Origin of the sequence: Synechococcus sp. Cu2B8-bc1011, assembly GCF_047302735.1 — a bacterium.
In the GTDB taxonomy this organism is placed as follows: Bacteria; Cyanobacteriota; Cyanobacteriia; order PCC-6307; family Cyanobiaceae; genus Synechococcus_C.
In genome coordinates, this window is record NZ_CP138915.1 from 818052 (window position 1) to 839666 (window position 21615).

Below are 21615 nucleotides of genomic sequence, written 5' to 3' on the forward strand. Positions count from 1 at the left end.
ACACTCAAGTGGTGTTGTTTGTGCCCGCATGCCCAATCGCCGCCTCTGGTTGGTCAGCTTGCTGTTTGTGGCCTGGCTGATCTGGGCAGAGACCAGTTTTCAGTTTTATGACCATGCGCTTGGCCGTGATCTGCAGCTCTCGGCGAGTCAGGTCTCCTTGATCGCTGGAAGCTTCCTGGTTCCCTATGGTTTGCTGCAGATTCCCGTCGGGCGGCTGCTCGACCAGGGTCGAGTTGATCGCTGGATCTGGATTGCCGCTTTGATGGCCTCCGGGTTCAGTCTGACCTTTGCGTTCAGTACCGATCTTGTTGGGCTGATGCTCAGCCGTATGGGAACAGGGGTTGCCTGTGCTGTGGCCTTTCCTGCATCGGCCTTGTTGGCACGTCGCGCCTTGCCGCAGAACAGATTTGCCTTGGCGATGGGGCTCACCGATAGCTTGCTTGGTTGGGGTGCTGTCTTTGCTGCTCTGATTCCGCTGGTGTTTCCCTGGACGGTTTGGCGCCAGTTGGTGGTCTTTCAAGCTCTTTTTCTGGCCGTGATGGTGGTGGTGCCTGTGATGGTCCTTGGCCGCGGTTTGCCATCTCCTGAGCCCCACAACGATGGACGCTTGGTCAGCACTGTGCACTGGGACCGGGCTGGTGTTGGCACGGTGATCAAGGCTTGTTTGATGTACGCCTGGGGTGGTGGTTTTGTGTTTGGTTTGGCCCAGTACGGGCTGATTTCAGGATTGCGTGTTTGGGGCGCTGAGCGCACGCAGTGGATGTCCCTGACGATGTCGTTTGGGATCGGAATTGGGATGGTGTTGGCTGGTTGGATTGGTAGTCGCTCAAGCCGCCGCGGGCTGGTGTTGCTCATGGGGACCGGCATGAGTGTGTTGGCATTGATCGCTTTGCTCCAGCTTCCCAATCAAGCCGGAGGCCTGTTGTTGCTGGCAGCGCTTGGCCTCGGTCTTGGGCTTGGGTCCTCGGTCCTAGCGTTCCCCATTGCCGAAGCCGCAGCACCTCCAGGTCAAACCGCCCTCACCGTGGCCATCGTGAATACCACTGGCACCGTGACGGGCGGGGTGATGTCGATCGTGTCGGGGTTGATCCTTGAGGCCTCAGGACCGGGTGACCTCAGTCCGGTCCTTATGGTTTATGGCCTCTTTGGCCTCTTTGGCGTCGCGGTCGCGGCTTGGATTCAGTTCAGCAGCGTGCCTGCTCATTCAGCAGCTTGACCGCTGCGTTGCCATTCCTTGAAAGCGAGTCTTGGAGCGCTCCACAGCGTGAACAACACCAGTGGTGTGACAGGCACTGCTGTGATCACGATGAAGGCTTGGAGGGCATCAATGGAGGTGCTGTCCCCTAAGCCCGTTCCGATTCTCAACAACACCAAGGTGAGGCTGCCGATCATCAAGGCCCAGAACAACCTCAACCTCTGCGATGGCTCATTGCGTCCGCTCACCACCATGGCGGCGGCATAACTCATCGAATCGGCACTTGTGCACATGAACAGCACCACCAACAGAAGCCCGATTGGGATAAGCAAGCCTGAGAGGGGAAGCGCACTCAGGATCGCAAGCAAGGCGGCAGCAGCCCCGTTTTGCGCCAGTGCATCACTGATGCCTGACCCTGCGAGTTCCAGGTTCATTCCAGTTCCACCAAGCAAGGTGAACCAGAGATTGGTCACGATCGGGCAGAGGATGGCTACCGCGAGAACAAGTTCACGGATGCTGCGGCCGCGACTCACTCCCGCCGTGAACAGCCCCATGAGTGGCGCATAGCCCAAAAACCAGCCCCAGTAGAAAACAGTCCAGCTGTTCAACCAGGGTTCAGTGACGTCAGATCGCGGCATCAAGGCCATTTGAGGCAGATGCAGCAAGTAGGTCCAAAAACCGCTGAAAAAATGCTGGATCAGCCAGAGGCCAGGACCGAGGATCAGCAACCCGGCCCCTAATACGAGCGTGAGCCACACATTGAGCTCCGACAGCCACTTAATCCCTTTTTGGATTCCACTCACGGTGGATGTGGCAAAGACTGCAGTCAGCAGAACCACCACCAGGGACTGAAGTCCGGCACTATCGCTCAGCCATGGGAGTTGTCCTGCCGCATTACTGAGTTGAAGCGACAGGAAACCCAGAGGGCCAACCGTGCCTGCGATGGCCGCAACAACCGACAGGCCATCGGCAAGATCTCCAATCGGACCATTCACCCAACCCTTTGGAAGGATGTTGACGAGGAGAGTGCGAGGCCGCAGCGGTTCGCCGCGTTGTTCCAAAATGGAAAAGGTAATCGTGGTGGTGGTGGCCACGAGCGCCCAGGCGAGAAAGCCCCAGTGCAGAAAGCTCACGGCTAGAGCCGGATCAACAGCTGCCGCTGTGCTTCCCACCACTCCCTCAAAGACAGGGGAGGGGGTTTGGAAGTGGTAGAGAGGCTCCGCTGCAGACCAGAACACACCGCCGCCCGCGAGCAGGGTGCAAATCAAGACGGCACACCAATCGAAAAATTTCAGACTGGGCTTTGCTGTTGCTCCCCCAAGCCGAAGTTTCCCGACCGGACTGATGGCAATGGCAAGGGCGATCAGGAACAGCAGCATCACCATCCATTGCCAGAGCCCCCCGAGCGAGTGGCTGACGATGGTTTTGCCGGTTTCCGTGAAGTGCTTCGCTAACGCCAGATCGATGGCGGAGACAAGCAGAAAAACCAGCAGCGGAATGGCACCAACCCAAAGGGGTGGTTGGCTCAAAGACGAGCGGACGGGGGTGGGGGATTCAGACAAAGGTCGCATCAGTAAAGATTCAGGCGCGGACGGCGTCGCGTTGATGGCTCCAGCAGGAGATGTCTGCAGCGGGTTGTTCGCCGCTGGCAAGACGGGCCAGTGAATCACCAATCAGCGGCGCAAATTTGAACGATTGGCCGGATCCACCGGCAAACAGGCTCAGTTTGGGGGTGAGCCGGTCCAACACGAAATTCACATCGCTGGTCATGGAGTAAGGGCTCATCACCGTTTCCACCCGCTCTTGCACGCCGTCCAGTTCGTTGAACAGGAAGGTATCCAGGAGCTCCAGGAGGCGTGCCGGCGCTTCGGTGCACATGGCATTGGGTTCGGCGACGCGGAGCTCCTGGGGAGACCAGTCGATCCCGGCTTTGATGCGAGGACGCCCGTCAGCGGTGGTGCTGAGGGAGGGGAAGCCGTAATAGAGGCCTCCGTCATCGCCGCGCTCTTGTTGGAAACAAAACCACTGGGGGTAACGGCTGGCGAGAGCTGGATCCACGGTGTAATGGGCCCAGAGCATCGGCCAGATTTCAAGCTTTGGCGCAAGTCCTAATGGGGCCAGTAGGAGTTGACTCCAGATGCCGCAGGCCACAACAACATGCCCTGCATTGATGTGATGACCGTCTTCGAGTGTGACGCCGCCGCCATCAGCATCAATGCTGCTAACAGGACTGTGTTCAATGACCTGATGGCCTGCATGACGGGCGGTACGAACCCAATGGGCAATAACTTTGTCGCTGCGGACGGCACCAGCGGTGGGTTCGAATAATCCGGTGAAATGGGCCTTGGGTTTCAGCGGGAAGCGCTCTGCGATCTGAGCGGCACTCAGGGCTTCGTAGGGAATGCCCTGATCATCCATTACCTTGCGAGCTCCAGGGATCGATCCTTCGATCGTCTCCTCATCCCAGCTTTCTCCGTAAAAAAGAAGCCCATGGGTGTCACGCAAAATTTCTCCGGCATGGGTCTCCTCTTCCCGCCAAAGGCGATTGGCTTCTTGGGCAAGACGGCAGAGCACCGGGTCGGAATACATCTCCCGGAACATTCGGGTCTCGCCGAAGCTGCTGGCTCGTGCGTGGGCCAGCGTTTTGCCTTCAAGAAGAATCACGTCGCTGATTCCTCGGCGCGCGAGTGATGCGGCACAGCTGAGGCCGGCCATGCCGCCTCCGATGATCACCACTGCTGCGCTGGCGGGGAGAGAGGTGGATGTCATGCGGCTAGTCCGAAGCTGAGTCCTATGGGATCTTTACCGGTGTGGGCGGCAACTTCAACCAGAGCGTCACTGACCGTGAGGCCATCTCCTCGTTGTTTTAAGAAATCAGTAGCGCGCTGACGCACTTCATGGCGCACAAAGTCGTACACCTTCTGAGGTGTGGCTTGCTCCCAAGCCTCAGGCGAGAAGCGCTCGATCGAGTCGGCAATCACGGCCCCGGCATTCACGAGTGGATCGGGCAGGACGCGGATGCTGCGGCGTCGCAGATCATCGGCAATTTCGGGCTGCTGGAAAGGAGCATTGGCGGCTGGAACAATCGCTTTGACCTGCAAAGCGCTGGCCATTTCCGGGTCGATCAGGCCTGAGATGGAGCAGGGCAACAGGAGGTCGAGTTCCTGTTCCCACCACGGACTGCTGGGGGGTAGGGGTGTCGCTCCTGGAAGCCCCGCCCGCTCTGAATTCATATCGACGGTGCAGACCTGCCAGCCATGCTGGATCAAGGTTTTCGCCACCGTTCCACCCACAGCTCCGCATCCATGCACCAGGGCCTTGCCTGGCTTGGCTTCTGTCAGAGATTGTGCGAGCACCGCCTCAACGGCACCCACTGTCCCAAAGGCAGTAGCAGCGCTTGCATCCACAGGGCTTCCGACGGCAGCCAACACATGGGGGGTGAGCGACATCAGTCGCTCCATGTCTTCCAGGCTTGTGTTGAGATCACAGCCGGTGATCATGGCTCCATCCAAGGATTGGAGCAGCCCAGCGGTGATGCTGATCAACTCATCTTTGACAGAGGCAGGCTCCGCAGCCCTGGCGACAATCTTGCCGCCAGCGAAGCCCGTTCCATAGAGATCGTGCTTATGGGTCATCAGACTGGCCAACCGATGCCCATCAGCGATGCAGGCTTCATCGCTGGAGTAATTCAGCAGCCGCAATCCACCGTTAGCGGGTTTGCCGGTATCGCTGCTTTCGGCTACGACAAACACCGATAGATGATCGGAGACATGTTGAGCCAACACCGACACCGCAGGGGTGCCGGCGGATTGCAGAGAGGCCATGGTCATCAGGCCACACGCTCCATGATTTGGTGATGCTCTACGTAATCCAGACTCCACTCCTCTGGAGACTCTGCAATGCGCTGCTTGAGACGCTCGTAGACGAGATCCGCTGTCTCATCACCAGCCACTGAGGCGAAACTGTGGCGGCTCCAGCTACGGATCGTCGCCATCAGTCCCTCGGCGAAGGCTGCGGTGTCAGCGTCTTCGTCCCAACGCTTGCGATAGGGGCAGGGGACGTGAACGGTGCGCTCATCAACGAGCCTTAGACCATTGAGGTAGGCCGCTGACGTCTTGTCCTTCAGGGGAGCCATGAACTCCTCTGGAGACTTGTAGAAGTTCAGGATCGTGCCTTTGCGGTAGATCTCTTCGCTGATCACACCTTCATCAGCGAGGCCACGCCAGATCTGATGCAGCTGGTCGTGGACATTGCGCGTCACGCCGCCGTTGTGACCGAGGTAACGGCCCTCGTCATCACGGGACAAATTCACGGTCAGGAGGCGACCGCCCACGGCGAGCTCCACGCTGCGCAGTTCGAGGATGCTGGCCCAGTCCTTCATGGCTTGAGCGGTGAATCGCTCAAGGGCCTCTTTGTCGTCTGAGGCGAGCACGTGGGTGTGCGTGTTGAGGGGGCCAGGGGATTCACTCAACCAATGCATCGCTGTGGCTGAGAATCCGAAACTCACGGTTTCAGGGGCCACAAGGGGCTCATAAAAGCTGCGAGCACTCACCAGCACGGTGGGATTGGGGGGCCTCCCCAGCTGCTTGGCAATATTTTCGGCTAAAGCAACGTTGTCGTTACTGGGCAGATCGTTGCCGATCAAAGTGAGATGGGCTTTGGGCTGTCGTTTGTGCAGCTGATCTAAGACCTGAGACCACAGCCCAACAGCGGTGCCGCCGTCGGCAGCGCCGTAATCCATCAGCACATGGCTGCAATCGTTCGTTAATTGATCAACACAAGTCAGGGCCCAGTCCGAGGCGGCATCGATGCAGAGGCGTGCGCCTTCGGTTTGCGCGCTGTAACCCGTGGTCATGGCGATGGCCATAGACCTCGTCAGTAGCAAGGGGCACCGTACAGGGTTGTTCTGTTTAGGGGTTGTTCTGTTAAGGAATTGGCGTCGTGCCCGGGTCTTGGCTTGGGTTGTTCGCGAGAAGCTTCTCCAGCTCTGGCTTTAGCAGTGCAAAGGCGCGACCTCGATGCCCGTGTTGTTTTTTGTGATCCAGAGTCATTTCAGCAAAGGTAAGCCCACTGTTTTTGACCTCAAACACGGGGTCGTACCCGAACCCTTGAGTCCCCCGGGCGCTGAAGGTGATCGATCCTTCGCAGTGACCTTCCACTGCTGCAAGCATGCTGCCGTCAGGAGCCGCGATGCAAAGCGCCGCACTAAAGCGCGCCTGGCGGTCGGTGCGGTCTCCCAGCTCTCTGAGGAGACGCTCGATGCGTTCGGGGTCTGAGTTTGCGTAGCGCGCGGAGTAGACCCCTGGAGCACCACCCAGCGCATCCACGCTTAGGCCGGAATCATCGGCGAGCGCCCAATGGCCCGTGGCTTCCGCCACGGCCCTAGCCTTGAGGAGTGCATTGTCGCGGAAGGTGATTCCGGTTTCTTCCACCTGGATTCCATCGGGTTGAGGATCCACTTGCAGAGGAAATTGTTGAAGCAGGTTCGAAAACTCTCTGATTTTGCCTGCGTTGCCGCTGGCAATGACCAGGACGCGATTGCTCATATAGCGTCTGCAAAGGTGCGGGCCCAGTTCAGAACCTCCTCGACCCGCGACGGGCTGGGGGCTTCGCAATAGAGGCGAAGCAAGGGTTCTGTCCCAGAGAAGCGCAGCATCAGCCAATGGCTTGGGCCGAGCCTGAGTTTGACGCCGTCTGTGGTGACCACCTCGACCACAGGACATCCAGCGACCTCCTGGGGAGGAGTGTCAGCCAGCAGGGCTTCCAGCCGGCGGCGCGAATCCATGTCAGCGAGGCGGAGATCAAGGCGGTCGTAATGGGCCTCGCCACCACAGCGCTCTTGGATGGCTGTCATGCGCTCGCCAAGGGGTTGCTTCCCTTCCACCAACGCTTCGAGCACGAGCATGGCGGCAAACAGGGCGTCGCGTTCTGGTAGGTGCATGCCAAATCCCACGCCGCCGGACTCCTCTCCGCCGATCAGCACCTCTCCGGCCAACATTTCAGCGGCGATGTACTTGAAGCCCACAGGCAGTTCAAGGACTTCCCGTCCCAGATCTTCCGCAACAAGACGCATGAGGTCGGAGCCGCTCACCGTTTTCACCACTAATCCAGGAAGAGATTTGGCGCGAGCCAAGTGATCGATCAGAAGTGGCATCAACTGCTGGGTGCTGCAGAACCGGCCGTTTTCATCCACGGCGGCAATGCGGTCGCCATCGCCATCAAAGACCAGTCCAACGGCATTACGGCCCGCTGCTTTGGAGGCTTTCACCGCCGCTATTAGTTCCCCTAGGTGAGGGGCCAGGGGTTCCGGCGCGCATCCACCAAAGAGCGGATCTCGATTGGTGCGGATCTCGGTAATGAGGTCCTTGGCATCCTCTCCCAAGAGGTCTGCGACGCAACCGGCTGCAGACCCATGCATGGGATCGACGAACACGTGGAGGCCCATGGCCTGCAGTCCAATGGTCAGAGCCTGGAGGTCGAATTTGGTTCGCAATCCTGCGAGATGCTCTTCGCGACCATCAAAGCGCTCGAAACTGCCAGCTACCGGCACCGTGATGCCTCCAGCGGCCAGACGTCGCTCCACCGCTGCAGTGAAGGTGCCCTCGACTGATCCACCAAAGGGACCTTTGATTTTGAGGCCAAGCCATTCCGGAGGGTTATGGCTGGCGGTGATCACTAGGGCTCCAAGCACTTGGCGCTCCACCACCGCCCAGCTGCAGGCCGGGGTGGGAACGGCTGTCTCGGTGAGAAGCGGCTCTAGGTCGCAGCCGCGGACGGCTGCCGCCACCACTTCGGCGAGCTCAGGTGCGAGGAAGCGGCGGTCATAGCCGATCACCACGGTGCGGCTGTTTAAACCTTCTGGTGCTTGGTGGAGGAGCTCCTGGGCTGCAGCGACGGCAACAGGGAGCAATCGCTCCACGGTGATGTCCACCCCCAAAATGCCTCGCCAACCATCGGTACCAAAACGGATCGGGGAGGCATCCAGCGGGAGCGGGGAAGACACTATGAGTCGGAAGCGCTGCACAGGATCTAGCAGCTGGCCGCCTTACCGTCGGTGAATGGGTGCCACCCCTCTTGCTGACAAGCCACTCACGGACAGGTTGCTACGCAGCTGGGTGCGCTGCCGAAGGAGGGCATGGCTCGATCGCCATGCCAATCCAGATGATCGGCTTTACACCGCGCATCGCACCCTGCAGCTCGATGACCAACAGCGCAGTTTTGTGGCCTTGCTGCCGGGGAAGCCAGGGCATGGCCTTGCTGCTTGCGAGCGCGGTGATACCGGTGTGGTGGGGGTGAGATTGCGCGGGGTCCTGCTGGATGATTCAGCGCTAAAGGGTTCGGCTTTAGAGGCCCATCCGCCACTGCTTGAAAGGGTGAAAGGGTCGAGTCGCTGGGGTGACTTTGCCTATAGGCCCGTGATTGCTCGGCAGGGTCGCCGTTTAACCAGAGAACATCGTTTGCAGCTCGCCCTGGCTGGACGCCTGTTAGTGGAATTCCAGGGTGGGCCTGTGCCTGATGGCCTTGCGGTGGCTGGCTCGGGGCGACGCTTGGAGCGTGAGCGTCTTCCTCTTGGCAACAGCTTGAATCGCCAGCTTGATGACTCTCTGCTGAGATTGTCGGCCGACCTCAACAGACCCGATCCGCCAGCTTTGGTGGCAGATCGCCGCAAATGCACGCTCTGTAGTTGGCGGGGGCTCTGCAACGACGTTGCGTCTCAAGAAGGGCATCTCAGTGAGGTGAGTGGGATTGGCGCCAAAAGGCGCGAAATGCTTCAAGACATTGGGATCAATAGCCTCCAGGCCCTAGCTGCAGCAAACCCCAAGGAACTTGGCGGGCAGCTCAAGCGCTTCGGCGATCAGCATGCAGCGATGGCGGCCCCTTTGGTGGCCCAAGCCCGTGTCCAAAGAGATGGGGTGGTTGAACGTCTTGATGCGCTCCCCGCATTACCTGAATTGCGGAATGCTCCAGGGGTGTTGCTCTATGACATCGAATCAGATCCTGATGCCCGCGATGACTTTTTGCACGGATTTGTGCGCTTGCCCAATGACGGCGTTCACAGCTGGGATCTCACCCGTGCCACGTATCACCCGCTGCTGGTGCTTCAAGAGCATGGGGAGAAGCGTTGTTGGCAAAGGATCCAGCGATTTCTTGCCACCTATCCCGATTGGCCGGTCCTTCACTACGGCGAAACCGAATCGCTGGCTCTCTTGAACATGGCCAAACGCCAGGGGGTTTCAGATCAAGAGCTGCAAGCCCTGCGCGAGCGGTTGGTTGATGTGCATGCCCGCTTGCGTGCCCATTGGCAGCTCCCCCTCAGCAGCTATGGCCTGAAGGCCGTAGCGGGGTGGAGAGGATTTAAGTGGGGCCAGTCAGGGGTCGATGGAGCGAGGGCTCTGTTGTGGTGGCGTCAGTGGCGAGGTGAGGGGGTGCTGGCCCGGGGCTCCAGCCATACCTTGCGTTGGATCCTCGCTTACAACCGCGACGATGGATTGGCCACATGGGCGGTTGCCCAATGGTTGTTGAGTGGTGATCAACGCCTGGACTAAATGCGTGTAGGTGGCTCGGAAAAGGCCTGCGGTTTGAACATCTGAATCGATCCTTGATTGTTGTCGAGGGTGAGTTGGGGATCTGCCAAAGCTTGTCGGCGCACCAAGGCGAGGCCAATCCATTCCTGGGACGCCCCCTCCGCAGAAGGAATCTCGAGTGCGGAGGTGATCACACCAGCCCGTTCACCCTCGCGGCGGAGCACGGTGCCCCGCTGAGGAACAGTCCCTTGAAGCTCACTGGAGAGGGCCCGCCAACTCCGCAGTTGTTGCTTGACTTCACCTTTAGAAGCAAGCTTTGCCACCGTTTCCTGCCCCAGATAACACCCTTTGTTGAGGTGCACCCAGGGAGACAGGCCCAGTTCAAAGGGATTGGTGGTTCCATCTAATTCACCAGCACTGAGAGGCCACCCCTGTGCCAGGCGCCAACAATCGAGTTGGTTGGCGTTGGCGGCCTCACTGGCTGGGAAGCGATCGCTTGCGCTGGGCTCATCCTCTGTCCAGAACACATTGACTGGCTCCATCGGCTGGGCTTGGACCAGCAGCTCTTGTCGTCGTTGTTGTCGGATTCCTTTGAGGCGAACGCGGTCGGCGGGAAAAATCACCCGATCGAACCCTTGGTGAACGGCATCCACCGCTCCAGCCAGAACGAGCACATCAGCGCCTGTGGCGTCCATTCGGATTTCAAGCAGGGCCTGCACCCGTCCGGTGGCATCGAGCCAGCAGGCCGGCAGAAGATCGCCCTCTTCAGCCTGCTGGATGTCGGCGCTGGTCTGACCTTGAAGGAACGTGCGGCTGCCACTCCCTTCGAGGCGCAGCACTGGGAAGTTTTGATCCCAAAGGAGCTTGCTCATGCTTTGAACTCTTGTGACTGGGCGGCCACCTCTTCCAGGCGATACAGGCTGTGTAACTCGAGGCCAGCGGCTTGCATCGCAGCAGCCCCTCCCTCTTCACGGTCAACAATCGTCACCACCCGATTCACGGTGAAGCCAGCGGCTCGGAGTTGTTCAACAGCTTTGATGGATGATCCACCGGTGGTGACCACATCCTCAAGAACGGTGACGAGCGCGCCCTGCTCAGGAAGGGGACCCTCCAGCCAGGCTCCTGTGCCGTGGCCCTTGGCCTGCTTGCGCACGATCAGAGCATTCAGAGAGCGTCCTGCCTGGGCGGCAGCAAGGGCGACACCACTCACGAGTGGATCGGCTCCCAGGGTGAGGCCGCCAACGGCTGCCGCATCGGCTTCGACCAGAGCGAGCATCGCCGGGCAGAGCAGGGCTAGGCCTGAGCCGCTCAAGCTGACCGGCTTGCAATTCACGTAGTGATCGCTGCAGCGACCGGACGCGAGGGTGAAGTTGCCATGGCGGTAAGCCTCTTTCGCTAGGCGTTCCAGCAGGGGGTCGTGTTCAAAACGTTGAGACATCGGGGCTGGTGCGCAGCGAATCCTCTGCCTAGTTTGCGCGCAGTCGTGACGGTTTTTGTGCGCAGGCTCCCGTTTGGTGTTCTGGTGATCATGGGTTCACTCGCTCTGTGGCAGGCCGACCCTGGTCAGGCCAATCCTGTGGTTTGCGTCACGAGCCTTGAAGCTCCTTCGCATTCAAGGAGTGGCGGCGAGATCCTTGCTCCCGTTGAGGTCAGCCGTTGTGGCCCTGTCCAAACCACAGACTCACTGGTCACTGAGCGGTTTTATACGTGGACGGCACCCTTTGCTCGCGGTGTGGATGTGATGCACCAGTTCACCGACCTTCTTGGTATTGCTGTTGCGGGACCTGAGGGCAACAAGGTGATGGGATTTGGCTTCCCTGATCAGACGATTGTTTGGGATGGATCCGCTGTGCAATCCACCTATCAGGTGTTACTGGAGGAGCAAAGTCCGGCGATCCCGTGGCGCACTGTGGACATTTCCAACGGATTCACGAGAAGCTTGGCGGAGGAAGGTCTGGTCAGAATGCCAATCGAGCGGGATGATCCACCCTCAGCACCCATACGTGCCTTGTGGTAAATCCGTGATAACGCGGGGGTCTAGCAATCTGGTGAATGCAGCGAACTCATAATTCGCCTTAGCCGAGTTCGATCCTCGGGACCCCCATCCATTTCTGACCCATGCGCAACCTGCTGCTGATCGCGCTTTTGGTTTTACCGGCGTTTTTTGCAGCGGCTGAAGTGGCATTGCTGCGACTGCGTCCAAGTCGAGTTCATGAACTTCGTGAGGAGGGCCTGCCGGGTGCTCCAGCGGTCGAGCGCCTCCAGCGCCGGTTGCGAACAGTTCTGCTGATGACCCAGTTCGGCACCACCTTGTCGTTGGTGGCACTCGGTTGGATCGCAAGGGGCTTTGGTCAGCGTTGGTGGCCGATGGAAACACCAGCTGGTCGATGGTGGGATCTGGCCTGGTTCCTTGTGTTGGTGGTCTTGGCCACGCTGCTATCAGGGTTGCTCCCAAGAGCTCTGGTGCTCAGCCGTCCGGAACCTGCTGTGTTGCAACTATCTCCTGTCTTGGAAACCACCATGCAGGTGTTGCGTCCCCTGCTGTCTGTCCTGGAGGTCATCGCCTCACTCCTGCTTCGTCTTGTGGGCTTAAAGCCTCGCTGGGATGCACTCGTGCCGGCACTGACAGCTGGTGAGTTGGAGACCCTGGTGGAGAGTGGAGGAGTCACGGGCCTTCGGCCCGATGAACGCAACATTCTCGAAGGGGTGTTTGCGTTACGGGACATGCAGGTACGGGAGGTGATGGTCCCTCGATCTGGGATGGTCACCCTGCCGGTGGAGGTGCGCTTCGCAGAGTTGATGGAGGCCGTTCATCGCACCCGACATGCACGGTTCCCTGTGATCGGGCAGTCGCTGGATGATGTCCGTGGTGTGCTGGATTTACGCCGGTTGGCTGAGCCCATCGCCCGTGGCGAACTTCACAAAGATTCCGCTTTAGAGCCTTATTTGAGTCCTGCTGAGCGGGTGCTGGAGACCAGCAATCTCGCGGAATTGTTGGCGATTATTCGATCTGGACATCCTTTGCTGTTGGTGGTGGATGAACACGGGGGCACGGAGGGATTGGTGACTGCAGCCGATCTCACCGGTGAAATTGTTGGGGATGAGCCAGAACATGAAAGGGCAGAGCCAGACCTGCAGGCGATCGATGGGGAGGAGGGTGCCTGGCTGGTTGCTGGTGATTTGGAGATCTTTGAGCTCAACCGTCAACTGAATCTTGACCTGCCTGAGGCCTCGGACCATCACACGCTTGCTGGCTTCTTGTTGGAACGGTTACAGCACATCCCTGCCGCTGGAGAAGCGCTGCGGCACAACGGAGTTCAGTTTGAGATCATCACGATGAAAGGCCCGCGCATCGTGCAGGTGAGACTGGTTATCCCTGGTGTGACGAGCCGCTGAAGCGGTCTTAGCTGTTGATCACCGATAATCAGCTCTGACCTGCATTCCATCCGATGACCGACCCTATGGTTCCGGTAAAGGTCGGAGTGATCGGAATCGGCAACATGGGTTGGCATCACGCCCGTGTGCTTAGTCTTTTGAAGGATGCGGATCTGGTTGGTGTGTCCGATCCGGATGCCAAGCGCGGAGCGCTTGCAAAAGACCAGTTTGATTGCCGCTGGTTTGCGGATTACCGCGAGATGCTGTCTGAGGTCGAAGCGGTTTGTATTGCTGTTCCGACCCTGCTCCACCATGCCGTTGGTTTGGCCTGTTTAGAGGCTGGACTCCACGTTTTGATCGAAAAGCCAATTGCGGCCAGTCAGGAGGAAGCTGCTTCGCTCAGCGAGTCGGCAAGCCGGGTTGATCGTCTGTTGCAGGTGGGACATATCGAACGCTTCAATCCCGCGTTTCGTGAGTTGACCAAGGTGGTTGCGAATGAGGAAGTTGTCGTGCTGGAAGCTCGACGTCATAGCCCCCATTCCGATCGAGCCAATGATGTTTCGGTGGTTCTTGATTTGATGATCCACGATTTGGATCTGGTCTTAGAGCTTGCAGGAGCGTCTGTTGTGCATTTATCGGCGGCCGGCGGAAGGAGCTCCGCAGGCCCCATCGATTACGTCAACGCCACATTGGGCTTCGACAATGGTGTGGTGGCCAGCCTGACTGCCAGCAAAATGAGCCATCGCAAGATCAGGAGTTTGAGTGCTCACTGCCGAGGGAGCCTGGTGGAAACAGATTTCTTGAATCACACCCTGCACATCCACAGGCGTGCTCATGAGTGGTATTCCGCTGACCACGGTGAGCTGTTGTATCGCAACGACGGTTTCATCGAAGAGGTGAGCACCACGTCAATCGAGCCCCTTTACGCCGAGCTGGAGCACTTCCTGCAATGCGTTCGAGGTCGTGAAACCCCCGCCGTCGATGGCCAGCAGGCGTCTCGGGCTCTCCGTCTTGCCGACATGATTGAGCAGGCCGTGGAGCGGCCAGGAGTTGGGATTGCTTTGGACGCTCCGATTTGATTTAAAGCAGGCCTTCTTGTTCGGCTAGCTCCTTGAGCGCTTTGATTTGCCACCGGCGGCATTGCGCTGGTGACGCTAGGTAAAATTGTTTCCAAGCCGCTGCTTTGTGCTGGCTGTACTCCCCTGTGTCTTGTTCGGGATAGGTGCTTTGCCAGCCCACCCGGACGGCATGACCAATGACCACATCGAGTGCGATGTCGTCTTCAAAGCGCATGTCTGGGTTGGTCATCGTGAAGGCCATCAGCGAGAGCAGGCTTTCTGTGCAGAGTTGGCGGTATTCAGCGGCTTCAATCCGACTGAGGAGATGCTCAACCTGAATGGCGAAGTTGCGCTCTCCTGGTGTTTTTTCCAGCACCAAAGCGCTGGTTAGCCGGTTGCGTCGTTCCAGCTTGTCTCCGATCACCAATCCACGGCAGTGATGCAATAACGACCAAATGCCGGCATAGAACTCCTTCGGGACTTGTTGCAGGGAGCCCAGTCGCATGCGGTGTTGCAGCCAGTCGGATCCGCTCGGTCGTTCTTCAAGGGGCTCAGGTACGGACCACTGCACATGGCCGCGAAGGTGAAGCAGTTCTCCTCGCTGTAGAGCGGCACGGGCGTGGTCGACGTCATTAAGCAGTGCTTGAAGGCGCAAGCTGATCGCATGGGGAGCTTCGCTGCAAAGGGCTTCAAAGGCTTCGTCCTGGCTCAGTTGTCTTTCCGCTGCAAGCTCTGAGGTGAGCAAAAGCAGGAGTTGACCAAGCTGCAGGGTGAGCGTGCCCTTGAGTTTTTCTGGTTCACGACGGGCAAGGCCATCAAGAGCCACCAGTAATTCCTGTTGCAGCATGCGTTCTCGGCCGTCGTTGCCGCAGGTGCTTTCAATCAAGGCGGCGATCGCTTGGCTTGAGGCCGGGGCGCTGAGACGAGAATCGCTGGTGTAGTTCCTTCCCACGACGACCTGCTTTTGGCGGCTGAGCAGGTCGATGACGGCATCCTCGAGTTGGGGATGGACGAGTCCCATCGCACCAGCGCAGCGGCGGGCCACATTCCAATCCTCCTGGCTGAGCCCGCGGTGGTAAATCTCCTCCAGCAGGGTGACCAGCTCAATCGGGGTGCCTTGCGGGCCGCTGAGAATCGCTCGATGGCCCAGTTTGCGCTTCAGTAGTTCAAGCACTTCGGCTTGTTCTCGGAGCGAATGGCTGCTCCAAAGACGATCACGGAGCTCACCAAGTGGGATGTCATCGAGCTCTTGTTCCTGTGCTGCGGTGAGGTCGCTGAAGTCGGTGGAGTCTTGTAAATAGAGGGCTGCATCGCTCCGTTGATGGGCGTTGCCTTTGGCTGGTGTGGCTGGAAGGGTCACCCACTGAGCACTGTCGGCGAGGGTTTCAAGATCGCTGAAGCAAACAGGAACATCCTCGATCTGTCCTGAGTTCAGACGTGTGGTGAGATCGATCAGTAGCTCAGGATTGTTCTCTAGCAGGGTGGCTTCAACAGGGATCAGTAAGAGCGGTGAACCCTCTCCACGCCAGTGCCGTTGCAGCAGGTGCAGTTCGTTGATGACCGTTTCCATGAGCTGTCGTGGGTCATGACTCACGAAGAAGGTGTCTTCTTCCAAGACAGCCGGTAAGACGGCAAGCTGCTCGTTGCCCTGTTGGTAGAGGCGTGCTGTGTCCGAGGTGTCGGCTCGGAGCATTGGCTGACCGCTCAAGTGGAGCGCTTCATCGCCTCCGACTGCGCTGAGGCGATCGTTGAGGTTGCTGGATGGCACCACCTGGATTGGGCAGGTCTGTGGATCGCTGACCGGTAACCCTCGCGCCTTGAGTTCGGCGGCAAGTGAGCTGCTGGTTGGTGCCAGGGCAACAAGGACCTGCTCGGAACCAATCTCGGCTTGGAACCTGCGACCGCAGGGGTCAAGGTCCGCTGGCTCGATTAGTCCTTCGATCAGCATGTCTCCTAGCCAGGCAAGGCTCTGGGTCCAAAGCAGAGGCACGTTGTCGTTGGCCAAACGTTGTTGGCTTCCTGGTGCCCGACGCTCGAGTTCCACCGCACTGTCTGGGACCAGATAGAGCTCGGGGTAGAGCTGTTGCCCATGGCGTTCGACCTGCAGGATCCTGAGCCTTTCTTGCCAGTAATGCGCGTCTGTCCAACGCTCTTCACAGCAGGCTGTTAGCTGCTCATAGGCCAGGAAGAGAGGCCATTCCGATTCCACTCCTTCGAAGTTCACGAGTTCAGTCCGTTCGTAATGCAGTCGACTGACGTCTTCGACCACGGTTTGATGTCCGTCCCGGCGGAAGCGTTTGTATCCGTAAGGGCCTCCTAGTTCGCGTCGGATCCGCTGGACGGTTCGTTCCACCAGGTCTCGCTCCTCCACCGCCCAGGCTGGGTAGCCGATCACGGAGAGACAAGCGCTGTCGACTTCCTTGCTGGCCGATTCCCGTGGCAGAAGTCCTTGGAGGGCCCGGCGCAATCGGACGACAGCGCCTTGCGGCACGAGCACCTGCACTGATCCATCGCCATGGAAACTAAACAGATCGACGCCATCGAGGGCCTCGAGTGCCGCTTTGGCCATGCCAATGGAGCTGGCGTTGCGCTCGGGCAGGCCTTGATTCCCCTTGTCCCCCCGCTCCCAGATTCCGAAGTCGGGCACGCGGTAGGCCCGCGCCACGTAGTACACCAGGTTTTGGATGAACGCCACTTCGTGGCGGTTACGAACCACGGCGAGCCCGCCCCGGCTCAGTTGAGCTAGCTGCAACAGAAACAGTGATGTGGCATCGAGCTGCAGATGCCCCCATCCGTCATCGGCCACAACCTGATCGCCATTGGCGCTGTTGTATTTGGCATGCAGGGCGTCGAGCGGATCGAGGCTGTACTTAAAGCGCTCCACTTTTGAGGCTTGGCGCATCATGCTGTTGAGCAAGCCGCGCATCAGTCCCAGAACCCTTTGTTCAAGTTCCCAGCTGCGTTGGGTGGTGCCCCTGTAAAGGCGACGATGGGCGATGGCCAGGCCCCAAACGCACTGAATCGAGTAAACGCAGTCGCGAACCCAGGCGTCTCCGTAGTTTCCGTGCACGGTGTTGGCCGTGCTGGCTGGAAGCAATCCGCTCACTGGATGCTGACGTTGTAGAACCACCGCGTCGATGGCCACATCCAGGCTCTTTAGTTTTTCAAGGCGTAGCTCGTGTTGCTCCTTGGGGTTCGGATGCGACAAAACCGTGGCCTTCCAAGCGACCGGATTTAGATTCTCCCTCGCAGTCGAGTTAGGGATGGACATCACCAGCACCGGTCCGCGTGATCAACGTCGCTTCCAAGTCCTTGGGGTGCCTGTGGATGCTTGTCGCGATGTCACTGCCGCAGCCATCGGTGTGCATGCCGATGGGGGAGGTCAGATCGTGACCCTGAATGCAGAGATGACGATGGCAGCACGAGCCAACCATCTCTTAGGTGCCGTGATTGCTGACGCTGATCTGGTGGTTCCCGATGGCGCAGGCGTTGTCTGGGCTCTTCGCTTACAAGGTGTGCGCGTTCGCCGAAGTCCCGGCATTGAGTTGGCATGGGAACTCTTGAGTTATGCGGAGGCCCATGGTTGGTCTGTGGCGCTCGTTGGGGCTGCACCGCAGGTGATGGAACGACTGTGTGATCGCTTGGTGGTTGAGCGCCCTGAATTGCGTCTGGTACTGGCGCAACATGGATATCTCAGCGAAGAGGATTGGCCTCATCTTGAAGCCAACTTGTGCGAGCTCAACCCAGATTTGGTCCTTGTTGCTCTGGGTGTTCCCCGACAAGAACTCTGGGTTCAGAGCTTGAAAGCCTCACAAACCGGGGTGTGGATGGGTGTGGGTGGCAGCTTTGATGTCTGGGCTGGTCTCAAGGAACGGGCGCCAAAATGGGCCAGCCGTTTCCAGGTGGAATGGCTGTACAGGCTTTGTCAGGAACCAAGCCGCTGGAGGCGTTATCTCGCGCTACCGCAGTTCGTTTGGGCTGTTTTGCTCAGCGGAAGCCGACAGAAGCCTGCCAAACAAAAGCAAGCAACAGGAAGAACAACGGAATGATCGGCAGGATATCGATCAGCGGACTGAAGGCTTGATAGGCCTCAGGTAGCTGGGCCAGCAAATCGAGGGTGTAAGCAGCCATCCCGGCGAATTCATGGTCGGAGCTCGGACGCTACCACGTGTGATGGGCTCTTGAGCTCGGCTCCCACGGAGCGAAATCCTCTGAAAAGCAACCATCACGAATGGCTTGCCCCATGGCGGTGGTGAATCGGATCAAATGCGTGAGGTTATGGATGCTCAAGAGCGTGAGGCCGAGCAGTTCCTCACTACGGATCAGATGATGCAGGTAGGCACGGGTGTGATGGCGGCAGGCCACACAAGAGCAGCTTGCGTCCAAAGGAGTGTGGTCGTGCCGGAAACGAGCGTTGCGCAGGTTCCAGCGTTCGCCTCCAACCAGTGCTGTGCCATGCCTGCCAAGACGGGTGGGCAGGACGCAATCAAACATGTCAATCCCGTTGGCCACGGCAACTGCCATCTCGCGCAAGGTGCCAATGCCCATGAGGTAGCGGGGACGATCAGCGGGTAACAGCGGTGTGACCTGGCGCACGATCTGATGCATCTCCTCCACCGGTTCGCCGACGCTGACGCCTCCGATGGCGATGCCCGGCAGGTTGAAGTCCGCCACTGCTCGCGCGCTCAGATCACGGAGGTGGGGGAAACAACCGCCCTGCACAATCCCGAAGAGGGCTTGGTCGTCGCGTTGATGGGCGTCTGCACAGCGGCCCAGCCAGGCATGGGTGCGTCGGCAAGCTTCCGCAACATCGTTCTCGGTAGCCGGATAGGGCGGACATTGATCGAAGGCCATAGCCACATCTGCACCAAGGCGCATTTGGATCTGCATCGACCGCTCGGGGGTCAGCAAAATGCGGCTGCCGTTTCGAGGGTTGCGGAAGTCCACCCCTTCATCGTCAATGCGATTGAGGTCGCCGAGGCTGAACACCTGAAAGCCACCGGAATCGGTGAGCATCGGACCGTCCCAGCCCATGAACCGATGCAGCCCTCCGGCGGCGGCAACGATCTCCTCCCCAGGCTGGAGATGCAGGTGATAGGTGTTGGACAGCACCATTTGGGCGCCGGTCTCCGCCAACTGGGAGGTGGTCACCCCTTTCACGGTGCCCAGGGTGCCCACGGGCATGAACCGCGGTGTCGTGACTGGACCATGAGGTGTGTGGAAGCATCCACAGCGAGCACCCGTGTTGCGGCAAGTGGCCTGAATCTCGAACTGGAACACAGGCCCTCTGTGCAACGCATCAATTTACGGTGAGCCATGTCGGTCCATGGGTCGAGGTCATGGCTTCAGCCCCCTCCTGGCTACGCGATTTAGTGGGTGCCTGGATTTTTTATTCGGTGCTGCCTGCCTGGCCCTGGCCTCAGCCTCGCTTCGAACGCATCGCCCGCTTTGCTCCTTGGATCGGCCTGGTCATAGGAGGCCTGCAGGCGGGATTGTGGTGGCTTTTGTCCGGTTTGGGATGGCCTCCTGTCGCACTGGTTCCAGCTGTTTTGGCCTTGGGGTTGTACCTCACTGGTGGGCTCCATTTCGATGGACTGATCGACACGGCTGATGGTCTTGCCGCAGGCCCTGAGCGTTGCCTGGAGGCCATGGAGGACAGCCGTGTGGGTGCGAGTGGTGTCCAGCTGTCAGTGGTGGTGCTGTTGTTGCAGTTCGCCGCTTTGGTGCGTTTGGACTCCCTGGCGCCGATCGCTTTGTTGGTCACGAGCGCTTTGTCCAGGGTGTCGCCTCTTTGGGCGATGGCGCGTTTCGCTTATTTGCGGGTGAATGGAACGGCTGGTTTTCATCGCCGTCACCACAAGGGCCTTGGAGACGCTGTTCCCACCCTGATTTTGTTGCTGGTGGTGAGCCCATTGCTTCAGTGGCTTCCGCTGCTGACGGTTCCTCTTTGTTTGCTGAGTGCACTGGTTGCGGCTGAGTGGCTCGGCCGACGCCTGGGAGGAATGACGGGAGACGGCTATGGAGCTGTTGTGATGCTCAGTGAGACGTCTAGTTTGCTTTTAATCGCCCTGTTGGCGCCTTCGCTGGGGGCGGGGGGAGGCTGAGGAGAAAGGCGTTGCCGCGGCTTGGGAGGCTCGGGTCGAGCTGGTTCGGATGGGTGTGCAACACCAATCCCCCTCCCCGTTCTTCGGCGAGAAGGCGAGCGAGTGCCAGCCCGAGCCCTGATCCTGATTGATCTTTGCTGCTGCTTCCCCGCTTGCCTTTGTGGAAGATGAGCTCTTGTTCTTGCTCTGGGATTGGAGGCCCACCGTCCCAGATCAAGATGCTGTGGTCGAACAGGCTGAGACCCAGTGGACAGCCTGTAGGGCTGTAGCGGAAGGCATTTTCCAGCAGATTGGCCACGATCTCTGAAATAACGGCATCGTCATCGGGCCGAATCTCTTGAGTCCAGGCAGGCCAATGCGCTGGTGTTTGCCAAGCTCGGTTCTGGAGTGCTGCGGTTGCGGCAGCCCGCTCAATCAAAGGTTGGAGGATGTGTTCAATCGTGAGCCCTGGGCCTTTTGATTGCACCTGTGGAAGCAGCAGTGGGGCGGGCGCCTCGGGGCGATGCGGCAGGTTCTCTTGACCAATGAGGTCCAGGGATGTGATGTAGCGGTCGAGCTGGGCCTGCTCTTGAAGGAGTCCGGTCACAAGTGGGCGTTGGAGGTGCTCGGGCCCCAAGCGACGGAGCAGAAGCTGGGCATAGGTGCGCAAGGCTGCCAGTGGATTGCGCAACTGATGCACCACAAGATTCATCTGTTGGCGTTGCTGATGGAGTTCTTCCAATAGGCGACTGCGTTCGAGTTCAAGGCCAAGGCTGTAAGCCAAGGCTGAGGCGCTGGCTTGCAGACGGCGATCCAGTTGGTCGGACCATTCCTCCTCCAGGTGCTGTTCTGCCCTCAGAACCCCTAGTAAGAGATCGTCATGACGAAGGGGAAACCAGTGTCGCTCTGGCGCTGGAATGCGCAGGCTGGGGTCGTCTGCAATCTCTGGGAGTCGCCCACTATCTGGAGGCCACTGATCCAGCATCGTGAAGCTGGGCGCCTCTCCCTCACTGCTTTGTGCGATGTAGACAACCAATTTGTCTAGAGCCACATCCCCTGAAAAACTCTTCAGCTGTTGCTTGACCAGGGTTAGGAACCGGTTGGACAGCTGCATTCGTGAAATTGTGAGCCTGGATACAGCCGGGGTGGCAACCCAAAAACCGACTTTCTTGCCAATTCAGGAAAAAGTCTTAAGATCTTGCGATCGATCAACGGCGCTCTTCGTTGCGGTGCCGGTTTCCTGTCGATTCTGCTCGGGTTGCACTTTCGTTGCTACCAAGGTTACAGCAGAGGTTGATGTGTCTCCTGTTGTCATCGGCTCTATGCCGTTGAAAGCGATGGTGTTTGTCCATCGATTGTGCAGCTCTGGCTGCACAATC

Annotated in this window: 19 protein-coding genes and 1 tRNA gene; 8 read left to right on the plus strand and 12 right to left on the minus strand. The window is 58.9% G+C overall.

Annotation, left to right across the window (positions count from 1 at the left end; genetic code table 11):
- The first annotated feature begins 28 nt into the window (after positions 1-28).
- Entirely contained in the window at positions 29-1216 is a 1188-nt protein-coding gene (locus SIC18_RS04160; RefSeq protein ID WP_413430254.1) for an MFS transporter, read from the plus strand.
- Here the strand turns inward: SIC18_RS04160 and SIC18_RS04165 are convergent.
- The 6 genes from SIC18_RS04165 to SIC18_RS04190 are packed head-to-tail and all read right to left on the minus strand — an operon-like array spanning position 1201 to position 8201.
- The gene (locus tag SIC18_RS04165) at positions 1201-2766 is read right to left on the minus strand and encodes a BCCT family transporter (protein WP_413430255.1); all 1566 of its coding nucleotides are present in this window, start codon (positions 2764-2766) and stop codon (positions 1201-1203) included. The two genes, SIC18_RS04160 and SIC18_RS04165, sit on opposite strands and share 16 nt — an antisense overlap.
- 10 nt (positions 2767-2776) lie before the next feature.
- A complete protein-coding gene (locus tag SIC18_RS04170) occupies positions 2777-3964 on the minus strand; it encodes an FAD-dependent oxidoreductase (RefSeq protein ID WP_413430256.1) in 1188 nt (395 codons plus the stop codon).
- Positions 3961-5025: a Glu/Leu/Phe/Val dehydrogenase dimerization domain-containing protein gene (locus SIC18_RS04175; RefSeq protein WP_413430257.1), complete on the minus strand. Its 1065-nt coding sequence runs from the start codon at positions 5023-5025 to the stop codon at positions 3961-3963. The genes SIC18_RS04170 and SIC18_RS04175 overlap by 4 nt, the downstream gene beginning before the upstream one ends.
- Positions 5025-6062, minus strand: coding sequence for an SAM-dependent methyltransferase (locus SIC18_RS04180; protein WP_048347785.1), 1038 nt, complete (start codon positions 6060-6062; stop codon positions 5025-5027). The genes SIC18_RS04175 and SIC18_RS04180 overlap by 1 nt, the downstream gene beginning before the upstream one ends.
- Before the next feature lie 58 nt (positions 6063-6120).
- On the minus strand, positions 6121-6741 hold the full coding sequence (gene rdgB / locus SIC18_RS04185) for an RdgB/HAM1 family non-canonical purine NTP pyrophosphatase (protein ID WP_250394822.1): 621 nt from the start codon (positions 6739-6741) through the stop codon (positions 6121-6123).
- The gene (locus SIC18_RS04190; protein WP_413430510.1) at positions 6738-8201 is read right to left on the minus strand and encodes a phosphoglucomutase/phosphomannomutase family protein; all 1464 of its coding nucleotides are present in this window, start codon (positions 8199-8201) and stop codon (positions 6738-6740) included. The genes rdgB and SIC18_RS04190 overlap by 4 nt, the downstream gene beginning before the upstream one ends.
- A 52-nt stretch (positions 8202-8253) precedes the next feature.
- Here SIC18_RS04190 and SIC18_RS04195 point away from each other — a divergent pair, with 52 nt between their 5' ends.
- Positions 8254-9741, plus strand: coding sequence for a TM0106 family RecB-like putative nuclease (locus SIC18_RS04195; RefSeq protein WP_413430258.1), 1488 nt, complete (start codon positions 8254-8256; stop codon positions 9739-9741).
- Here SIC18_RS04195 and SIC18_RS04200 read toward each other — a convergent pair.
- Both SIC18_RS04200 and pyrE read right to left on the minus strand, forming a co-directional pair.
- The gene (locus SIC18_RS04200) at positions 9738-10592 is read right to left on the minus strand and encodes a YgfZ/GcvT domain-containing protein (protein WP_413430259.1); all 855 of its coding nucleotides are present in this window, start codon (positions 10590-10592) and stop codon (positions 9738-9740) included. The two genes, SIC18_RS04195 and SIC18_RS04200, sit on opposite strands and share 4 nt — an antisense overlap.
- Complete coding sequence (gene pyrE, locus SIC18_RS04205) at positions 10589-11158, minus strand: orotate phosphoribosyltransferase (RefSeq protein ID WP_413430260.1); 570 nt, start codon at positions 11156-11158, stop codon at positions 10589-10591. The genes SIC18_RS04200 and pyrE overlap by 4 nt, the downstream gene beginning before the upstream one ends.
- Positions 11159-11248: 90 nt before the next feature.
- Between pyrE and SIC18_RS04210 the strand changes: the two genes are divergently transcribed.
- From SIC18_RS04210 to SIC18_RS04225, 4 genes are all read left to right on the plus strand, one after another.
- The gene (locus SIC18_RS04210; protein WP_250395962.1) at positions 11249-11737 is read left to right on the plus strand and encodes an occludin/ELL family protein; all 489 of its coding nucleotides are present in this window, start codon (positions 11249-11251) and stop codon (positions 11735-11737) included.
- Between the two features lie 14 nt (positions 11738-11751).
- Positions 11752-11824 (plus strand) — tRNA-Ile (locus SIC18_RS04215).
- 14 nt (positions 11825-11838) lie between these two features.
- Positions 11839-13116, plus strand: a complete 1278-nt coding sequence (locus SIC18_RS04220) for a hemolysin family protein (protein WP_048347791.1) — start codon at positions 11839-11841, stop codon at positions 13114-13116.
- 53 nt (positions 13117-13169) lie between these two features.
- Complete coding sequence (locus tag SIC18_RS04225) at positions 13170-14174, plus strand: Gfo/Idh/MocA family protein (RefSeq protein ID WP_048347792.1); 1005 nt, start codon at positions 13170-13172, stop codon at positions 14172-14174.
- A gap of 1 nt (position 14175) precedes the next feature.
- Here the strand turns inward: SIC18_RS04225 and SIC18_RS04230 are convergent, their stop codons facing one another.
- Entirely contained in the window at positions 14176-17424 is a 3249-nt protein-coding gene (locus SIC18_RS04230; RefSeq protein ID WP_413430261.1) for a glycoside hydrolase family 15 protein, read from the minus strand.
- Here SIC18_RS04230 and SIC18_RS04235 point away from each other — a divergent pair.
- Positions 17417-18202 carry a WecB/TagA/CpsF family glycosyltransferase gene (locus SIC18_RS04235; RefSeq protein WP_413430262.1) on the plus strand — a complete coding sequence of 262 codons (786 nt, stop codon included), beginning with the start codon at positions 17417-17419 and terminating at the stop codon, positions 18200-18202. The two genes, SIC18_RS04230 and SIC18_RS04235, sit on opposite strands and share 8 nt — an antisense overlap.
- Here SIC18_RS04235 and SIC18_RS04240 read toward each other — a convergent pair.
- Positions 18141-18284 carry a photosystem II reaction center protein K gene (locus tag SIC18_RS04240; protein WP_071841249.1) on the minus strand — a complete coding sequence of 48 codons (144 nt, stop codon included), beginning with the start codon at positions 18282-18284 and terminating at the stop codon, positions 18141-18143. The two genes, SIC18_RS04235 and SIC18_RS04240, sit on opposite strands and share 62 nt — an antisense overlap.
- Before the next feature lie 30 nt (positions 18285-18314).
- A complete protein-coding gene (tgt, locus tag SIC18_RS04245) occupies positions 18315-19433 on the minus strand; it encodes a tRNA guanosine(34) transglycosylase Tgt (protein WP_413430263.1) in 1119 nt (372 codons plus the stop codon).
- 59 nt (positions 19434-19492) lie between these two features.
- Here tgt and cobS point away from each other — a divergent pair, with 59 nt between their 5' ends.
- Complete coding sequence (cobS, locus tag SIC18_RS04250; RefSeq protein ID WP_413430264.1) at positions 19493-20257, plus strand: adenosylcobinamide-GDP ribazoletransferase; 765 nt, start codon at positions 19493-19495, stop codon at positions 20255-20257.
- On the opposite strand, the gene SIC18_RS04255 is transcribed toward cobS, so the two are convergent.
- The gene (locus SIC18_RS04255; RefSeq protein WP_413430265.1) at positions 20202-21350 is read right to left on the minus strand and encodes an ATP-binding protein; all 1149 of its coding nucleotides are present in this window, start codon (positions 21348-21350) and stop codon (positions 20202-20204) included. The genes cobS and SIC18_RS04255 overlap by 56 nt on opposite strands.
- Positions 21351-21615: the final 265 nt, after the last annotated feature.